The organism is Kribbella sp. C-35, assembly GCF_046549195.1.
GTDB lineage: Bacteria > Actinomycetota > Actinomycetes > Propionibacteriales > Kribbellaceae > Kribbella.
Genome location: NZ_JAJPWG010000009.1, coordinates 177,061 through 192,780 on the forward strand (window position 1 = coordinate 177,061; position 15,720 = coordinate 192,780).

Here is a 15,720-nt window from a genome sequence, read left to right on the forward strand (position 1 = left end):
TGGGTTGACGTCCGAGATGCAGGGTTTGCGTCCGGGATCTGGTGGGCTAACCCGGCATCCCGGACGCTTACCCATCAGCGGTTGTTCTTGAGCACCGGTCCGCCGAAGAACGTCAGCACACACAGCGCGACCGGCAGGATGAACGCTATGTTCAGCGGCATCCAGTGCGCGAGACCGCCGATCAGTGCGGGACCCGCGAGCAGGCCGACGTACCCGAGGCCGACGACGCGGGCCATCAGCGCGCCGGACGAGCGCGGGTCGAGGTTGCCGGCGGCGGTGAACAGCTGCGGTACGCCGCCGGCGAGGCCGAGGCCGAAGATCGCCCAGCCGACGAGCGCAACGGACACCCACGGTACGACGATCACCAGCGTCAGACCGACCGCGGCCATCGCGGCGCCCCAGCGCACGATCGCCGCCGGACCGACGACGGCCGCGACCCGGTCGGTGAGGAACCGTCCCACGGTCATCGCGACCGCGAACGCGCCGTACGCGAAGGCCGCCGTACTGACCGTGGTGCCGAGGATGTCGCGGAAGTGCAGCGCGGCCCAGTCGTTGGCCACCCCCTCGGACAGCATCAGGCCGAAGGCGAGCCCGCCGAGCGCCCAGACCAGCTTGGCCGGCGGCTTCTCCCTCGGCACACCCTCATCCGAGTCCTCGTCGGAGACCGTTGCCTCCAGCAAGAACCGGCTGGCGGCCAGCGCGATCGCGATACAGACCAGGCCGGACAAGCCGAGCGTGACCTCGGTCGGTACGCCGACCCTCAGCGTGGCCGCGCCGATGACCGCCGCGATCGCACCGCCGATCGACCACATCGCGTGGAACGCGGCCATGATCGGCCGCGGATAGCCGCGTTCGACCACGACGGCCTGCGCGTTCATCCCGACGTCGATCGAACCGTTGCCGAAGCCGACGAGGATCAGCGTGAGGCCGAGCGTCCACCAGTTCGTGGCCAGGCCGGGGCCGGCGAGCGCGATACCGAGCAGGATGCCGGCCGCCGGGACGAGCCGTCGCTGGCCGAGCTTGTCGACGAGCGGTCCGGCGACCTGCATGCCGGTGAACGCGGCGCCGCCGAGGACCAGGAGCAGCAGCCCAAGGGTGCTGTGGGTGATGCCGGTTTTCTGTTCGATGCTCGGGATGTGCACGACCCACATCCCGACGGCGAACCCGTTCAAACCGAAATACAACCAGGTAGCGACACGGGCGGCTCGGGGCGGTGCGGTCTGCAGCTCTGCGGTGGCGGTCAACCTGCCACCTCTACCAGTACGCCGCGTTGGGTCAGCATGATTCGTTGGTCCTCGGGTGCGGAGTCGTCGGTGATGATCAGGTCGGGGCGGTCTGCCGGGCAGACGTAGGCGAGGGCGGCGCGGTCCCACTTGGCGCCGTCGGCGAGCACGATGGTGCGGGTGGCAACGTTCATCGCCTCCTGCTTGACCTCGGCGTCACCCAGGTCGAAAGCCGTCAGTCCGGCGTCGAGGCTGAACGCGCACGGGCTCAGTACGGCGGCGTCGAACCGCAGCGCACGCAGCGAGGCAACGGTCAGCGGACCGACCAGGGACAGCTCCCCCTGGCGCGCCTCGCCGCCCGGCATCAGGAGCCGGATCCGCGGCGCGTCGGCCAGTTCGTGCGCGACGTGCAGCGAGAGCGGCATCACCGTCATCGCACGGTCGTGCAGGAGCTTCGCGGTCTCGAGCGCCGTCGTACCGCTGTCGAGCACGATCGTCTCGCCGTCGCGAAGGTGCGCCACAGCGGCGCGAGCGATCGCCTGCTTGGCGGCGACGGCGGCCTGGGCGCGCAGCGAGTGCGGCGGCTCCAGGCCGGACGGCATCGCGGACACCGCGCCGCCGTGGACGCGCTTCAGGACGCCCTGCGCCGCCAGGAAGTCGAGGTCGCGGCGGACCGTCATGTCCGAGGCCGCGGTCGCTTCGACCAGTTCCTGGACCGACACTCGGTCAACGACTCGCAGTCGTTCTACGATCACTTGGTGCCGTTCCGCACTTCTCATGCGCAAAAAACTACCATCCGCCTGATCGTTCAAACAGATAGTGTGTTTGCTTGTGACTGAAGACACCACACTCGTGAAGCGGTCGCGGTACGCCGTGGCTGCCGTCTTCTGCGTGCACGGATCGGTGACCGGGTCGTTCGCGACCCGGGTCCCCTGGATCCAGGAGCACACGGGGGTGTCCGCGGGCCAGCTCGGCCTGGCGCTCGCGTTCCCGGCGCTCGGAGCGGCGCTGATGATGCCGCTCGCCGCCCGGGTCAGTCACCGGTTCGGGACCCGCGCCGCGCTGCGCGGGCTGCTCGCGCTCTGGACGCTCGCCCTGATCCTGCCGTCGTTCGCTCCCGGCCTGCTGCCATTGTGCGCCGCGCTGCTGATCTACGGCGGTACGGCGGGGATGGCCGATGTCGCGATGAACGCGCTCGGCGTCGAGGTCGAGCACCGGCTGAAGAAGTCGATCATGTCCGGGTTGCACGGCCTGTGGAGTGTCGGCGCGCTGCTCGGATCCGCGGTCGGGACGATCGCGGCGCATGCGAATCTCAGCGCGCAGATCCATCACACGATCGCTGCCGTCGTACTGACCGTCGTCGGTGCGGTGGTGTGTCAGTTCGTGCTGAACATCCATCCCGAGGACGACGAGGAGCCGCCGGCGCGGTTCGCGTTGCCGCCGAAGTCGGCGTTGCTGATCGGGGCGATCGGGTTCTGCGCGGTGTTCGCGGAGGGCGCGAGCCTCGACTGGTCGGCCGTGTACCTGCGCGACATCCTGGACAGCTCGGCGGGTGTCGCGGCCGGCGCGACGACCGGGTTCGCGTTGACGATGGCGATCGCCCGGATCACCGGCGACGCGGTCGTCGACCGGTTCGGCGCCGTACGCACGGTCCGCTGGAGCGGCGTGATCGCGACCCTCGGCGGTCTGCTCGTCGTCCTCGCGCCGAACGCGCTCCTCGCGATGGCCGGCTTCGGCCTGATCGGCGTCGGCATCGCGGTCGTCGTACCCCTCGCCTTCGCCGCCGCCGGCCACGCGGACGGCAACTCGAGCCATGCGATCGCCGGCGTCGCCACCATCACCTACGCCTCCGGCCTGGTCGCCCCGTCGATCATCGGCGGCATCGCCCAGGCCAGCAACCTAACGATGTCGTTCATCGTGGTCACCGCACTGGCGGCTGGGCTGGCCGTGTTCGCGCGCGTGCTCGCACCGCGTCAGCCGACCACGGCAGGAGCTGGACCACTCCAAAGCTGACCTCCACCACCAGGAACACCGCGAGAATCCTGGGAGCGCCGTGCGCCAGCGCGTACGTCTGCCAGGTCGCGAACAGCACCCGCGCGATCCCGTCGTACAGGCCGGCCTCGGACCAGGAGGTTCACGCTTCGGACAGGGTCCGCGTGACACCCGGTGCCGGTGATACGAATCGGGGGTGACGGAATCTGAGCTGCGGTTTCGGGTAGCTGGGGCGGATGACGCGCCGGCGGTTGCCGAGTTGCACGGGGACAGTTGGCGGCGGCACTACCGGGGTGCTTATGCGGACGGGTTCCTCGACGACGAGTCGCCCGAGTACCTGGGGGCGATGTGGGCCAAGCGGCTCGCGGCGCGGGAGGGGACGCGGACGACGGTCGCGGAGTACGGCGGGGAGCTGGTCGGGCTCTCGCATCTCATGCTCGGTGCGGACCCGAAGTTCGGTGCGCTGGTCGACAACCTGCATGTTCGCGCGCCGCTCAAGCGGCAGGGCATCGGGACCCGGCTGCTGGCGCTGACGGCCGAGGCGCTGCAAGAGGCGGCGCCGGGTTCGGGGATCTATCTGTGGGTGCTCGAGCAGAACACCGCCGGCCAAGGCTTCTACGAGGCGCGCGGCGGCATCCAAGGTGACCGCAAGGAGGTCCCGCCGCCGGGTGGCGAACCACGTCGCCTCAACGGCCGGCCCGCCTGCTTCCGGTACTACTGGCCGGATCCCGCGACCTTGACGGACTCGATCAGCGCGTACGACGCCTGACTCGCTGCCTCGGGATCCCGCGCCCGGATCGCTTCCAGTACGTCGACGTGTGCGTCGAGGATCCGGTGGTCTTCGGGGATCGTCGCGGTTTCGCGGATCGACTCGGCGAGGACCTCGGCGAGCGCGTCGTACAACCGCAGCAGCAACGGGTTCCCGCTCGCGACGACGACACCGCGGTGGAAGTCCGTGTCGACGGCCACGAACGCGTCCAGATCCCCCGCCGCCAGCGCTGCGCCGCGAGCCTCCAGTGCATCGGAGAGCGGCGTCAGGCCGGCCGGATCCGCGTGCTGAGCGGCCAACCGAGCCGCGGCCGCCTCGATGCCCGCGCGAGCGTCGAGGACGTGGGTGAGCGACGCTGAGAGCTCATCCCGGACCAGTACGCCGCTGATCTCGTTGGTGGCCCGCACATACGTACCGTCGCCGACGCGCGGCTCCAGCAGGCCGGTCAGACTCAGCGACCGCAACGCCTCCCGCACCGTGCCGCGACTGACCCCTAGCTCGCTCGCAAGCTGATTCTCCCCAGGGATCCGCGACCCGCGCGGCCACGCGCCGGACTCGATCTGCGCCCGGAACCGCTCCGAGACCTGCAGCACGAGCGGCACCTGCCGCACCGGCCCTTCGAGTGACCCATTCAACGACATCACCTCTTCACGGGTAGCGTACAGTGTAAATGTCGGACATCTGTACAGAAGAGAAGGTGTGTTGTGGCGGTACTGACCGAACCATTGGCTCGAGAGCGGTCGGCGCTGATCACCGCGACCGCCTTCGTGGTCGCGCTGAGCCTGCGGCCGGCACTGACCGCCGTCGGTCCGGTGCTGCCGCGGATCGGGCTCGATCTGCACCTCGGTGAGGCCGCGCAAGGCCTGTTGGGCACGCTGCCGCTGCTCGCGTTCGCGGTGGCCTCTCCCCTGGTACACCTTGCGTCGCGGCGGTTCGGGATGGAGCGAGCGGTGTTCGTCTCGCTCCTGGTGCTCGCGGCGAGCAGCGCGCTCCGCCCGTACACGGGCCAGGCCGGCCTATGGATCGGTACGGCGGTAGTCGGCGCAGCGATCGCGGTCGGCAACGTGCTGGTGCCGGTGATCATCAAACGCGACTACGCCGGACACGTGTCCCGCGCGACCGGCGTCTACACAGCCTTCATCACCGGCGGCGCCGCGATCGCCTCGATCCTCGCCGTACCGATCGCCGACGCGGTCGACTGGCGGCTGTCGCTGGCGGTCTGGGGCGGGCTCGCCGTACTGGTCGCCGTGATCTGGCTGCCGCGGACGCTCTCGCCGGAGCCGATGCCGCCGGCAACGACGGACGACGGCGCTCCCCCGGTGAGCGTCTGGCGGCAGCCGATGGCCTGGCTGGTGACCGGGTTCATGGGCCTGCAGTCGACGAGCTTCTACCTGTTCGTGAACTGGCTGCCGACGATCGAGATCGCGACCGGCGGCGTCTCGGAGCGGTCCACCGGGGTGCATCTGTTCGTCTTCCAGGTGTTCGGCCTGATCGGGGGGCTCAGCATTCCGTTGCTGCTGAAGCATCCGACCAACCAGCGGGCCGGCTTGATGACCGCGAGTACGCCGATTCTCCTAGCACTGCTAGGTCTGCTGCTGGCGCCGCACCTGGCGATCGTCTGGGCGATTGTCGGTGGGCTGGGTCAGGGCGCCGGGCTGGTCGCCGCCCTCTCGCTGATCAGCCTCCGCGGCCGCAGCCACCACGAGACCACGCAACTGTCCGGGATGGCCCAGGCAGTCGGCTACACGCTGGCCGCCGCCGGTCCGGTCGTCGCGGGCTACCTGACCCAGGTGACCGGCGGCTGGAGTACGACGCTCATCGTGTTCGCCGTACTCGCAGCCACGCAGGTCACGCTGGGATTCGTCGCCGGTCGCGACAAGCGCTGATTACTTGTCGGTGGCGAACGCCGCGTCGAAGGCGGCTTCCGGCTTGTCGAAGGCGAGGGCGCGGATGACGTTGACCGCCTCGGCCGCGCCGACCTTGCGCTCCATGCCGGCGTCCTCCCACTCGACCGAGATCGGGCCGTCGTAGCCGATCGAGTTCAGCACCCGGAAGCAGTCCTCCCACTGCACGTCGCCGTGCCCGGTGGAGTAGAAGTCCCAGCCGCGGCGCGGGTCGCCCCACGGCAGGTGCGAGCCGAGCCGGCCGTTGCGGCCGCCGCCGACCCGCATCCGGGTGTCCTTGCAGTCCACGTGGTAGATCCGGTCCTTGAAGTCCCACAGGAACGCGACCGGGTCGATGTCCTGCCACACCATGTGCGACGGGTCCCAGTTCAGGCCGAACGCCTCGCGGTGGCCGATCGCCTCGAGGGTCAGCGTGGTGGTCCAGTAGTCGTACGCGATCTCCGACGGGTGTACCTCGTGCGCGAACCGGACACCCTCCTCGTCGAACACGTCGAGGATCGGGTTCCACCGGTCGGCGAAGTCCCTGTACCCGGCCTCGATCCGCTCCGCCGGCACCGGCGGGAACATCGCGACGTACTGCCAGATCGACGAGCCGGTGAAGCCGATGACGGTGTTCACGCCGAGCTTCTTGGCCGCGCGGGCGGTGTTCTTCAGGTCCTCGGCGGCACGCTGCCGGACGCCCTCGGCGTCGCCGTCGCCCCAGATCCGGGACGGCACGATCGCCTGGTGCCGGAAGTCGATCGGGTCGTCGCAGACCGCCTGCCCCACCAGGTGGTTGGAGATCGCGAAGACCTGCAGGTTGTACTTCTCCAGGATGTCCTTGCGGCCTTGGACGTACGAGTCGTCGTCGACGGCCTGCTGGACGTCGAAGTGGTCACCGGAGCAGGCGATCTCGACGCCGTCGTACCCGGCCTCGGACGCGAACTGACAGACCTCCTCGAACGGCAGGTCGGCCCACTGACCGGTGAACAACGTGATCGGGCGTGGCATCTGAAGGCTCCTAAGAGTTGTCGACGGTGATCCAGGCGGAGTCGCTCGCGGCAGACCGCAGTACGGCGTCGACCACGCGAGCGGACCGCGCTCCGGCGGCGAAATCGGGCAGGCCGTCCGGGCGGTCACCCAGTACGGCGGCATAGCTGTCGGCGACGAACGAGTCGAACGCGTCCTGGTACCCCTGCGCGTGCCCGGCCGGCAGCCGGTTCACCCGCGTCGCGGGCGGGCTCAAGGTCTCGGGGTCACGCGTCAGCAGTTGCGAAGCGGTACGACGGCCGACCCACAGGCGATCCGGGTCCTCCTGGTCGAAGCCGAAGCTCGACTCGGTGCCCGACACCTCCAGGTACAGCCGGTTCTTCCGGCCGGCCGCGACCTGGCTGACCACGATCGTCCCGACCACACCGGCCTCGGTCCGGAACTGTGCCGTGGCCAGGTCCTCAGTCCGTACGTCGACGCCGCCGCGCTGCGCCCGTACCGTCCGCAACTGGGCGCTGATCGCGGCGATCCGGTCGCCCGTAACGAACTCGGTCAGATCGCACCAGTGCGACCCGATGTCGGCGAACGTGCGCGACGGCCCACCGGTCGTGTCGTCCACGCGCCAGTTCTGGTCGTCCGCACCGGCGAGCCAGTCCTGCAGGTACGAGCCGTGCAGGCTGGTGATCACGCCGGCGTCGCCCGCGGCGATCCGGGTGCGCAGCTCGCGAACCATCGGGTGGTAGCGGTACACGAACGGCACGGCACCCACCAGCCCGGCCTCGAGCGCGGCCGCATGGAGTCCGGCCGCGTCCTGGACCGAGGTGGCGAGCGGCTTCTCGCAGACCACGTGCTTGCCCGCTTCGAGGGCCTTCAGCGCGACGTCGCGATGCGTGTTGTTCGGCGTACAGATGTGGACCACGTCGATATCAGCGGCCAGCAGGTCGTCGAGGGTCGCGAAGCCGCGCTCCGCACCGGTCGCCTCGGCCGCGGCCTCAGCCCTCGCAGGCGACGAGCCGACTGCGCCGACCACGGTCGCTCCGGAGACCAACGCGGACCTGCCGTGGACCTGGCCCATGAAGCCGCCGCCGACGATCCCTACCCTGAGCCGTTTGGTGGACACGTCGTAGGACGCTATGGGACCCTTTTGAACCCTGTCAAGCAAAAGTCCACGCCCAGTACGACGAAAGTCCGGTGATGAGCGATCTCGGTACGGCGGACGCGGTGTTGCGGCTGCTCCTCGACGGGCAGCCGCGGACGCGCGCCGAGCTGATCGATCGCAGTGGGCTTGCGCGGTCCACGGTGACCGGGCGGATCGAGGCATTGCTCGCGGAAGGGCTCGTGGTGCCGTCGGGCGAGGCGGCGTCGACGGGCGGCCGGCCGCCGGCGCGGTTCCGGTTCAACCCGACCGCGCGGCTGATCCTCGCCGCGGACGTCGGCGCGACGCATCTGTCCGTCGCGCTGACCGATCTGACCGGCGCGATCCTGCACCGGTCGACGACGCCGCTCAAGATCGCCGAAGGACCCGAAGTCGTCCTCGATGCGGTCGCCCAGGCGGGACATGCGCTGCTGCACGAGGCCCAAAGATCACCGGACGATCTTGCGGGCACCGGAGTCGGGCTCCCCGGACCCGTCGAGCACAGCACGGGGCGGCCGAACCATCCGCCGATCATGCCGGGCTGGGACTCGTACGACGTGGTGGGTCGACTGAGCCGGGAGCTCCCTGGACCCGTACTGGTCGACAACGACGTGAACATCATGGCGCTCGGAGAGCACGCGACGACGTACCCGGACGTCGAGCACCTGCTGTTCGTGAAGGTTGCCACCGGCATCGGAGCGGGCGTGATCAGCGGCGGCCGGCTGCACCGCGGCGCACAAGGGGCGGCCGGCGACATCGGCCACATCCAGGCACCCGGCCACACCGAACTCTGCCGCTGCGGCAACACCGGCTGCCTCGAAGCGATCGCCTCAGCGGCCGCACTGGCCGGCAAGCTCGGGGTGCGGACCAGCCAGGACATCGTCGAGCTCGTACGCTCCGGCAACACCGCCGCCACCGCCGAAGTCCGCCAGGCGGGCCGCGAGATCGGCACGGTCCTCGCCGCCGCGGTCAGCCTGCTCAACCCGTCCGTGATCGTCGTCGGCGGCTCGCTCTCCCAAGCCGGCGACAGCCTCCTGGCCGGCCTCCGCGAAGCCGTCTACGCCCGATCGTTGCCCCTGGCCACAACCCACCTCCGCGTAGTCCCCTCCCAAGCCGGCCACGACGCGGCCCTCCTCGGCGCCGCCGCCCTCGTCCTCAACCAGGTCCTCGGCTAGTGACGGATCGCCAGGCCATCACCATCCGCCGACAGCAGACCCCGCCACGCTGCACCACCCAACCGCAAGCAATTGTGGGGGCCTGCAGCTCGCGGTCAGGTGGTCCAGGTAACGGCGACCTCGTCGATCAGCTGGACCAGCTGGTCGAGCTCGCTGCCGCCGCGGGCGCGGCCGAAGCCGTTGCGGCGGCCCCAGAACGACGACTGCACGGCGATGAGCTGGGTCCAGCGCCGGATGCGTTCCTCGTCGACACCGGAGGCCTCGGCGAGCCGTCCGAGTTCGGCTCCCAAGTGCCGCAGCAGGCCGTCCGTGGCCAGTCCGTCCCCGACGTGCAGGTAGTAGGCCCGGGTGCGGAGAAAGATCGCCGCGTCGTAGGCGGGGTCGCCGACGTACCCCTTCGGATCCACCGCCAGCCAGGGCTCCCGCTCGGCGCGCAGGATGTTGCGTGCGTGGAAGTCGCCGTGGACCAGGGTCTCCGGCTGCTCACGGCAGAGCTCGTCGATGACCGCGAGCGCTTGGTCGACGACCGATGAAGGCAGCGGATGGTCGAGCTCGGCCGCGTCCTTGCGGAGCTCCTCAGCCCATTCGTCCGCCCGCGAGGACATCCGCGGCAGGCCGTCCGGCGCGGGGATCGTCAACTGGCGGAGCAGGTCCCCGGCGACGGTGGCAACGTCGCCGGTGTGCTCGGCCAGCGTGCTGCTGTGCGCCCGCTCGAGAAGCATCGCGTACCGGGCGTCGTCGCGCTCGTAGAGCCGCACCGCGCCGCGACCGTCCCACGCCTCGAAGGCATCCGGCTCGTGCACGTTCCCCGGATGCGGGAACGAGACCTTCACCACCGCATCTCCCTCGACCGGCACCACCACACCGACCTGACCGTGCAACACGTTGCCGTCCCGCTCGAGGCTCCACTGTGAGAGCAGGTCGTCGACGATGCCTGGTAACTCGGCCAGCCAGGCCTCCCCGGCAGCGCCTTCGCGTTCGACGGTCGCCTGTGCGAATGCCGAAGGGATCATCCCCAACGCTCAGACTTCGCGGAGCGGGAGACCAGGCTGAACAACATGTCTTTCGGGGTCATCTCGCCGGCGACGACCTTGGTGACGTGCTCGGCGATCGGCATCTCCACGTCGTGGTGGTGGGCCAGTTCGCTGATCGAGGCGCAGGACTTCACGCCCTCGGCGACCTGCCGGGTTCCGCTCGCGATGTCCGCGACCGTCATGCCCTGACCGAGTTTCTCGCCGAAGGTCCGGTTCCGCGACAACGGCGATGAGCACGTGGCCACCAGGTCGCCCAGCCCGGCCAGCCCGGAGAACGTGTGCTCGTCCGCGCCCAACGCCGTACCCAGACGGGCGATCTCGGCCAGCCCGCGGGTGATCACCGACGCCCGGGCGTTGTCGCCGAATCCGAGACCGACCGCCATCCCGACCGCGAGCGCGATCACGTTCTTGCAGGCGCCGCCGAGCTCGCAGCCGACGACGTCGTTGTTCGTGTACGGGCGGAACGTCGGGGAATGGCACAACTTCTGCAACCGCGCCGCGGTCCCCTCGTCGACGCAGGCCACCACCGACGCGGCCGGCTGTCCCTCGGCGATCTCGCGCGCCAGGTTCGGCCCGGACACCACCGCGATCCGCTCGGGACCGGCGCCGGTGAGCTCCGCGATCACCTCGCTCATCCGCTTCGTCGTACCGGACTCGACGCCCTTCATCAGGCTGACCAACGGTACGGCGTTCGGCAGCACGCCGGCCCAGTCCACGAGGTTCTCGCGTAGCGACTGCGACGGCACCGCGAGGACGACGGCCTCCGCCCCGTCGGCCGCCGCGGCGGGATCGTGGGTCGCGGTGATCGCGTCCGACAACCGGATCCCGGGAAGGTACTCGGCGTTCTCGTGCTGGGTGTTGATCACCTCGCAGAGCGACTCCCGCCGGGCCCACACCGACACCTGGTTCCCCGCGTTCGCCAGCACCGTGGCGAACGCCGTACCCCAGGACCCGGCACCGAACACCGCGACTTTGGTCATTCCTTCTCCTCACCTTCGGCTTTCTTGGCCTTGCGCAGGTCGTAGAGCTCCTTGGGCGGGGTCTCGCCGCGCAGTTCGCCGAGGGTCTCGGCCACCCGAGCCATGATCACCTCGGTTGCCTCGTGCAACAGCTGGTTGGTCAGCGGCTTACCCGCGAAGGCGCTCAGGTCGACCGGCGCCCCGGCCCGCACCTGCAGGGTCTTGCGCGGCAGCAGGCGGAACCGGATCTTGCCGGTGTACGACTGGAGGATCTCCTGCGCGCCCCAGTTGGCGACCGGGATCACCGGGCAGCCGGTCATCAGCGCGATCCGTGCGGCGCCGGTCTTGCCGGTCATCGGCCACATCTCGGGGTCGCGGGTGATGGTTCCCTCCGGGTAAACGCCCACACACTCACCGCGTTCGACCGCGGCCACCGCGTCCCGGAACGCGTCCACGGCCTGCGCGGAGTCCCGGTACACCGGGATCTGCCCGGCACCGCTGATGATCTTCCCGGCCACCGGGATCTTGAACACCGACGCCTTCCCGAGGAACCGCGGGATCCGCCGGCACTCCCAGATGAAGTACCCGAGCAGCACCGGGTCGAAGTGCGAGATGTGGTTCGGCACGTACACCACGCCGCCGCTGCGGGGCATGTTCTCCCGTCCCGTGAACCGGCACTTGGTGAACACGATCATGAACGGCTTGACGATCGCGACGATCACCCCGAACCAGAACCCACGCGGCGGGCGTGGGTCCGCCTGCCTCGCGTCCACAGCTGCCTCCTGGTGCTCATGCTGGCCGTCGGTCATGGGAGAATCCTGCCTGATGGCAGACCTACAGGTCGCTCCCTGGACCCTGGTGATCCCGGTGAAGCGTACGGCGATCGCGAAGAGCCGGCTCGCTCCGGCCTACCCTCAGCACCGTCCCGAACTGGCCCGCGCGTTCGCTGTCGACACTACTGCGGCCGCACTCGGTTCTCCCCTGGTGCAGACGGTCCTGGTGGTCACGGACGACCCGCTGGTCGCCGCAGACGTCACCGAGGCCGGTGCACATGTGGTCCCGGACCTGCCGGCCGCCGGTCTCAACGAAGCCTTGCTGCATGGAGCCACTGTGGCCGCTGCCGAGTTCGGAGGCAACGGAATCGCAGCCCTCTCAGCCGATCTTCCCGCGCTCCGCCCGGCCGAACTGACCGCCGTCCTCGCTGCCTGTACGGCGCCGCGCTCGTTCGTGGTCGACCAGCCCGGCACCGGTACGACGTTGCTCGCCGCAGCGCCCGGGGTGGCGCTGGATCCGCGCTTCGGCGTGGGATCCGCCCTGGCGCACCAGGCGTCCGGGGCGATGCCGATCGAGCTGACCGCGATCGAGTCCGTACGGCGTGACGTCGACACAGCCGCCGATCTCGCGCACGCCGTACAACTGGGAGTCGGTCCGGCGACCGCGGACGTGATGTCGCTGGTGCTCGGTGCCGCGACCGGGACCGAAGGTTTAGCCTGCTGATATGCAAGCGACCGTGAGCCGCTACGACGGCGAGACCTTCTCCGGAGCTGTGCTGACGGACACCGGGATCGAGCTCCCGTTCACCGTGCACGCCGTCTCGGACACCCCGGTCCGGCACCTGCGGGTAGGGCAACGAGTACGGATCGAGACCACCGGATCGGGTGCTGCGCTGGCGATCACGAAGCTGGACTTCGGCACGCACCTCTAGTCAGTTGCCCCGAACAACGGCGAAGGCCGGTCAAACCCCTGGAGTGGGATGACCGGCCTTCGCGGTTGTGCGCGTGAAGATCAGCGGGCGGTGCGCTTCGCCGCGGTCTTCTTGGCGGGAGCCTTCTTGGCCGGCGCCTTCTTCGCGACGGTCTTGGCCGGGGCCTTCTTCGCCGGGGCCTTCTTGGCAACGGTCTTCGCCGGAGCCTTCTTGGCGACCGTCTTGGCCGGGGCCTTCTTCGCTACCGTCTTCTTCGCAGCGGCGGTCTTCGTCGCAGCGGCCTTGGCCGGTGCGGCCTTCTTCGCCGGGGCAGCCGCCTTGGTGGCGGTCGCGGCCGGCTTCGGGGCTACCAGCTTCGGCAGCTTCTTGGCGCCGGAGACAACGGCCTTCAGCTCCGCACCCGCGCGGAACTTCGGAACCGTGGTCTTCTTGGCGCGCTTGGTCTCACCGGTCCGCGGGTTGCGCACGATGCGCGCGCCACGCTCGATGGCCTCGAAGGCACCGAAACCGGTGATGGCGACCTTGCCGCCCTTCTTGGTCAGCTCACGCTGGACGGTGTCGATCACCGACTCCAGTGCGTGCTGGGCCTGGCGGCGGTTTCCGTCGAAGTGCACTGCGAGCGCTTCGATCATCTGGCTCTTGTTCACTGCTTCCCTCCGTGAACGTAGGCGTCGAGCACAGCGCTCGATCTCACAGGAACGTTATGGACTCAACACGCCGTTCACAAACACCAACGCGGCAATTCGGCCTTGTTTTAGGCGATTCGTGCCACAATTTCGCCCGTTTGGGCCCGTTGGGGTGGTTTCAGAGCCAGCCGCGGCGCTTGAAGATCTGGTGCAGACCTCCACACACCAAGGCCATCAGGCCGATCGCGAAGGGGTATCCGTACTCCCAGTGCAGCTCCGGCATCTTGTCGAAGTTCATCCCGTAGACGGTGCCGATCAGCGTCGGGGCGAACAGGATCGCCGCCCAGGCAGAGATCCGCTTCACCTCTTCGTTCTGCTCGCTGCTGGCGATCGCGAGGCTCTTCATCTCCTCGTTCTGCTGCTGGGCCACCAGGGTCGCGTTCACGGTCAGGATGTCGCGCAGCAACTCCCGGAACCCGTCGACCTTCTCCACCACTTCGGTGACGTGGTCGGCCACGTCCCGCAGTGAACGTTGCAGTTCCTCGTCGACGCCGTACTTCTGGAAACCGCCGCGGAGCTGCTCGAGCATGCCGATCAGCGGCCGGGTCGCGCGCTGGAACTCGATCACCTCACGGGAGAGTTCGTAGATGCGCCGCGACACCTTCGGGTCGCCGCGGAACACCTCGGTCTCGATCTCGTCGATGTCGTTCTCCAGACCGGCGACCACCGGCGCGTACCCGTCGACGACCTTGTCCATGATCGCGTACAGCACCGCTTCGGCGCCGCGGCCGAGGAGTTCGGGATCGCGCTCGACACGACGCCGTACCGCTGCCAGATTGGGCGCTTCGGCGTGCCGGACCGTCACCACGAAGTCCGGGCCGACGAAGACGTGCACCTCACCGAACTCGACCTCCTCGGTCGCGTCCCGGTACCGAGCGGCCTTCAGTACGACGAACAACGTGTCGCCGTACCGCTCCAGCTTCGGCCGCTGATGCGCCTCTCCTGCGTCCTCGATCGCGAGCTCGTGCAGGTCGAACTCCTGTGCCAGCGAGGCGAGTTCGCGGCGGTCCGGCCGGTACAGGCCGATCCAGGCCAGGCTGTGCGGGGCCCGGTGCAGCTCGCCGTACGTGTCGGCGAGGGAATCAGGAGAAGCGATCCGGCGGCCGTCGCAGTAGATCGCGCTGTCGACGACGCTGTGTCCCTTGGGCTTCTGCGGATCGCGGGACGGCTTCTCGACCGGCTCGATCGCGGTCGCGGCAGCGGATGCGGCGTGCTTACGGGCGGCGGCACGCAGTGACGGGGTGCGGCTGAACGCACGGAACGTGCGAAGGCGCAGGTCGGACATGAGTCCTCCAGGTGCGGTGGTTCAGGCGAGTGATGAGCGCACGTCTGCCCGACCCCACAACTACTAGAGGCTGTGCACCTTCTAGAAGAAGGAAACCCCCGAAGGCCGAGCGAGACCGGTATGTCTGGAGGGATCGCTGCTGCTGTTGGTCATGAGCGCCTCACCTCCCAGGTCTCGCAAGCCTTGTTCTGAACAACTCCGCAAGGGTAACACCAGAGTTATCGCCGCCGCCCCACCGAACGTTACGGCGGCGCTAACTCTGGAAGGAGTCTCAGGCCTTTGCGGGCAGCGTTGCCGGCTTGAAGGACGGCCGGGTCGCTTCGTAGGCAGCGATGTCGTCCGCGTGCGACAAGGTGATGCCGACGTCGTCCAGACCGTTCAGCAGCCGGTAGCGCGTGTAGTCGTCGATCTCGAAGGGCGCGGAGACGTCACCGGCCGAGATCGTCTTGTTCTCCAGGTCGACCGTGACCTTGGTCCCCGGGTCGGCCTCGATCGCGGTCCACAGCTGCTCCACGACGTCCTGTGTCACCAGGGCCGCGAGCAGACCGGCCTTGCCCGAGTTGCCCCGGAAGATGTCGCCGAACCGCGACGACACGACGACACGGAACCCGTAGTCGAGCAGGGCCCAGACCGCGTGCTCCCGGGAGGACCCGGTGCCGAAGTCCGGTCCCGCCACGAGCACCGAGACACCGTCGTACTCAGGCTGGTTGAGGACGAAGGAAGGATCGTTGCGCCAGGCCGCGAACAGCCCGTCCTCGAAGCCGGTCCGCGTGACCCGCTTCAGGTACACGGCCGGGATGATCTGGTCGGTGTCGACGTTGCTGCGGCGCAGCGGAGCCGCCGTACCGATGTGCTGGGTGAAGGCGTCCATGTTTTCTCTGCTC

17 protein-coding genes are annotated in these 15,720 nt (G+C 69.1%); 6 read left to right on the forward strand and 11 right to left on the reverse strand.

The window, feature by feature from the left end; translation table 11 throughout:
- Positions 1-74 precede the first annotated feature (74 nt).
- Both ACLJOO_RS41820 and ACLJOO_RS41825 read right to left on the reverse strand, forming a co-directional pair.
- The gene (locus tag ACLJOO_RS41820) at positions 75-1,244 is read right to left on the reverse strand and encodes an MFS transporter (protein WP_410793831.1); all 1,170 of its coding nucleotides are present in this window, start codon (positions 1,242-1,244) and stop codon (positions 75-77) included.
- Positions 1,241-2,002 carry a DeoR/GlpR family DNA-binding transcription regulator gene (locus tag ACLJOO_RS41825; RefSeq protein ID WP_410793832.1) on the reverse strand — a complete coding sequence of 254 codons (762 nt, stop codon included), beginning with the start codon at positions 2,000-2,002 and terminating at the stop codon, positions 1,241-1,243. The genes ACLJOO_RS41820 and ACLJOO_RS41825 overlap by 4 nt, the downstream gene beginning before the upstream one ends.
- A gap of 52 nt (positions 2,003-2,054) precedes the next feature.
- On the opposite strand from ACLJOO_RS41825, the gene ACLJOO_RS41830 reads away from it, so the two are divergent.
- Together ACLJOO_RS41830 and ACLJOO_RS41835 are read left to right on the forward strand one after the other, a co-directional pair.
- Positions 2,055-3,236, forward strand: coding sequence for an MFS transporter (locus tag ACLJOO_RS41830; protein WP_410793833.1), 1,182 nt, complete (start codon positions 2,055-2,057; stop codon positions 3,234-3,236).
- A 175-nt stretch (positions 3,237-3,411) separates the two neighbouring features.
- On the forward strand, positions 3,412-3,984 hold the full coding sequence (locus tag ACLJOO_RS41835; RefSeq protein WP_410793834.1) for a GNAT family N-acetyltransferase: 573 nt from the start codon (positions 3,412-3,414) through the stop codon (positions 3,982-3,984).
- Here ACLJOO_RS41835 and ACLJOO_RS41840 read toward each other — a convergent pair.
- The gene (locus tag ACLJOO_RS41840; protein ID WP_410793836.1) at positions 3,930-4,619 is read right to left on the reverse strand and encodes a FadR/GntR family transcriptional regulator; all 690 of its coding nucleotides are present in this window, start codon (positions 4,617-4,619) and stop codon (positions 3,930-3,932) included. The two genes, ACLJOO_RS41835 and ACLJOO_RS41840, sit on opposite strands and share 55 nt — an antisense overlap.
- Positions 4,620-4,688: 69 nt before the next feature.
- Between ACLJOO_RS41840 and ACLJOO_RS41845 the strand changes: the two genes are divergently transcribed.
- A complete protein-coding gene (locus ACLJOO_RS41845) occupies positions 4,689-5,870 on the forward strand; it encodes a CynX/NimT family MFS transporter (RefSeq protein WP_410793838.1) in 1,182 nt (393 codons plus the stop codon).
- Here ACLJOO_RS41845 and ACLJOO_RS41850 read toward each other — a convergent pair whose 3' ends face one another.
- Together ACLJOO_RS41850 and ACLJOO_RS41855 are read right to left on the reverse strand one after the other, a co-directional pair.
- Complete coding sequence (locus tag ACLJOO_RS41850; RefSeq protein WP_410793839.1) at positions 5,871-6,878, reverse strand: sugar phosphate isomerase/epimerase family protein; 1,008 nt, start codon at positions 6,876-6,878, stop codon at positions 5,871-5,873.
- Positions 6,879-6,888: 10 nt separating this feature from the next.
- A complete protein-coding gene (locus ACLJOO_RS41855) occupies positions 6,889-7,977 on the reverse strand; it encodes a Gfo/Idh/MocA family protein (RefSeq protein ID WP_410793840.1) in 1,089 nt (362 codons plus the stop codon).
- Positions 7,978-8,051: 74 nt separating this feature from the next.
- Here ACLJOO_RS41855 and ACLJOO_RS41860 point away from each other — a divergent pair, with 74 nt between their 5' ends.
- Positions 8,052-9,167 carry an ROK family protein gene (locus ACLJOO_RS41860; RefSeq protein WP_410793842.1) on the forward strand — a complete coding sequence of 372 codons (1,116 nt, stop codon included), beginning with the start codon at positions 8,052-8,054 and terminating at the stop codon, positions 9,165-9,167.
- Positions 9,168-9,262: 95 nt separating this feature from the next.
- Here the strand turns inward: ACLJOO_RS41860 and ACLJOO_RS41865 are convergent, their stop codons facing one another.
- From ACLJOO_RS41865 to ACLJOO_RS41875, 3 genes are read right to left on the reverse strand one after another with little or no spacing between them, the layout of a single operon-like run.
- Positions 9,263-10,180: an aminoglycoside phosphotransferase family protein gene (locus tag ACLJOO_RS41865; protein WP_410793844.1), complete on the reverse strand. Its 918-nt coding sequence runs from the start codon at positions 10,178-10,180 to the stop codon at positions 9,263-9,265.
- Complete coding sequence (locus ACLJOO_RS41870; RefSeq protein ID WP_410793845.1) at positions 10,177-11,181, reverse strand: NAD(P)H-dependent glycerol-3-phosphate dehydrogenase; 1,005 nt, start codon at positions 11,179-11,181, stop codon at positions 10,177-10,179. Before ACLJOO_RS41870 ends, ACLJOO_RS41865 begins: the two co-directional genes overlap by 4 nt.
- The gene (locus ACLJOO_RS41875; RefSeq protein ID WP_410793847.1) at positions 11,178-11,969 is read right to left on the reverse strand and encodes a lysophospholipid acyltransferase family protein; all 792 of its coding nucleotides are present in this window, start codon (positions 11,967-11,969) and stop codon (positions 11,178-11,180) included. Before ACLJOO_RS41875 ends, ACLJOO_RS41870 begins: the two co-directional genes overlap by 4 nt.
- Before the next feature lie 16 nt (positions 11,970-11,985).
- Between ACLJOO_RS41875 and cofC the strand changes: the two genes are divergently transcribed.
- Together cofC and ACLJOO_RS41885 are read left to right on the forward strand one after the other, a co-directional pair.
- Positions 11,986-12,657, forward strand: coding sequence for a 2-phospho-L-lactate guanylyltransferase (gene cofC / locus ACLJOO_RS41880; RefSeq protein ID WP_410793849.1), 672 nt, complete (start codon positions 11,986-11,988; stop codon positions 12,655-12,657).
- A 1-nt stretch (position 12,658) separates the two neighbouring features.
- Entirely contained in the window at positions 12,659-12,865 is a 207-nt protein-coding gene (locus tag ACLJOO_RS41885) for a hypothetical protein (protein WP_410793851.1), read from the forward strand.
- A gap of 80 nt (positions 12,866-12,945) precedes the next feature.
- On the opposite strand, the gene ACLJOO_RS41890 is transcribed toward ACLJOO_RS41885, so the two are convergent.
- The 3 genes from ACLJOO_RS41890 to leuD all read right to left on the reverse strand — a co-directional run bounded on the left by ACLJOO_RS41890 (position 12,946) and on the right by leuD (position 15,707).
- Positions 12,946-13,512: an HU family DNA-binding protein gene (locus tag ACLJOO_RS41890; protein ID WP_410793852.1), complete on the reverse strand. Its 567-nt coding sequence runs from the start codon at positions 13,510-13,512 to the stop codon at positions 12,946-12,948.
- Between the two features lie 157 nt (positions 13,513-13,669).
- Positions 13,670-14,836 carry a magnesium and cobalt transport protein CorA gene (locus tag ACLJOO_RS41895; RefSeq protein WP_410793853.1) on the reverse strand — a complete coding sequence of 389 codons (1,167 nt, stop codon included), beginning with the start codon at positions 14,834-14,836 and terminating at the stop codon, positions 13,670-13,672.
- Between the two features lie 271 nt (positions 14,837-15,107).
- On the reverse strand, positions 15,108-15,707 hold the full coding sequence (gene leuD / locus ACLJOO_RS41900) for a 3-isopropylmalate dehydratase small subunit (protein ID WP_131346857.1): 600 nt from the start codon (positions 15,705-15,707) through the stop codon (positions 15,108-15,110).
- Between the last annotated feature and the right edge of the window lie 13 nt (positions 15,708-15,720).

Excerpts from the sequence above, each read along its gene's own strand:
- cofC (WP_410793849.1), top strand. The coding sequence starts at position 11,986 with ATGGCAGACCTACAGGTCGCTCCCTGGACCCTGGTGATCCCGGTGAAG.
- ACLJOO_RS41895 (WP_410793853.1), bottom strand. The coding sequence starts at position 14,836 with ATGTCCGACCTGCGCCTTCGCACGTTCCGTGCGTTCAGCCGCACCCCG.
- ACLJOO_RS41875 (WP_410793847.1), bottom strand. The coding sequence starts at position 11,969 with ATGACCGACGGCCAGCATGAGCACCAGGAGGCAGCTGTGGACGCGAGG.
- ACLJOO_RS41825 (WP_410793832.1), bottom strand. The coding sequence starts at position 2,002 with ATGAGAAGTGCGGAACGGCACCAAGTGATCGTAGAACGACTGCGAGTC.
- leuD (WP_131346857.1), bottom strand. The coding sequence starts at position 15,707 with ATGGACGCCTTCACCCAGCACATCGGTACGGCGGCTCCGCTGCGCCGC.
- ACLJOO_RS41885 (WP_410793851.1), top strand. The coding sequence starts at position 12,659 with ATGCAAGCGACCGTGAGCCGCTACGACGGCGAGACCTTCTCCGGAGCT.
- ACLJOO_RS41850 (WP_410793839.1), bottom strand. The coding sequence starts at position 6,878 with ATGCCACGCCCGATCACGTTGTTCACCGGTCAGTGGGCCGACCTGCCG.
- ACLJOO_RS41865 (WP_410793844.1), bottom strand. The coding sequence starts at position 10,180 with ATGATCCCTTCGGCATTCGCACAGGCGACCGTCGAACGCGAAGGCGCT.
- ACLJOO_RS41860 (WP_410793842.1), top strand. The coding sequence starts at position 8,052 with ATGAGCGATCTCGGTACGGCGGACGCGGTGTTGCGGCTGCTCCTCGAC.
- ACLJOO_RS41870 (WP_410793845.1), bottom strand. The coding sequence starts at position 11,181 with ATGACCAAAGTCGCGGTGTTCGGTGCCGGGTCCTGGGGTACGGCGTTC.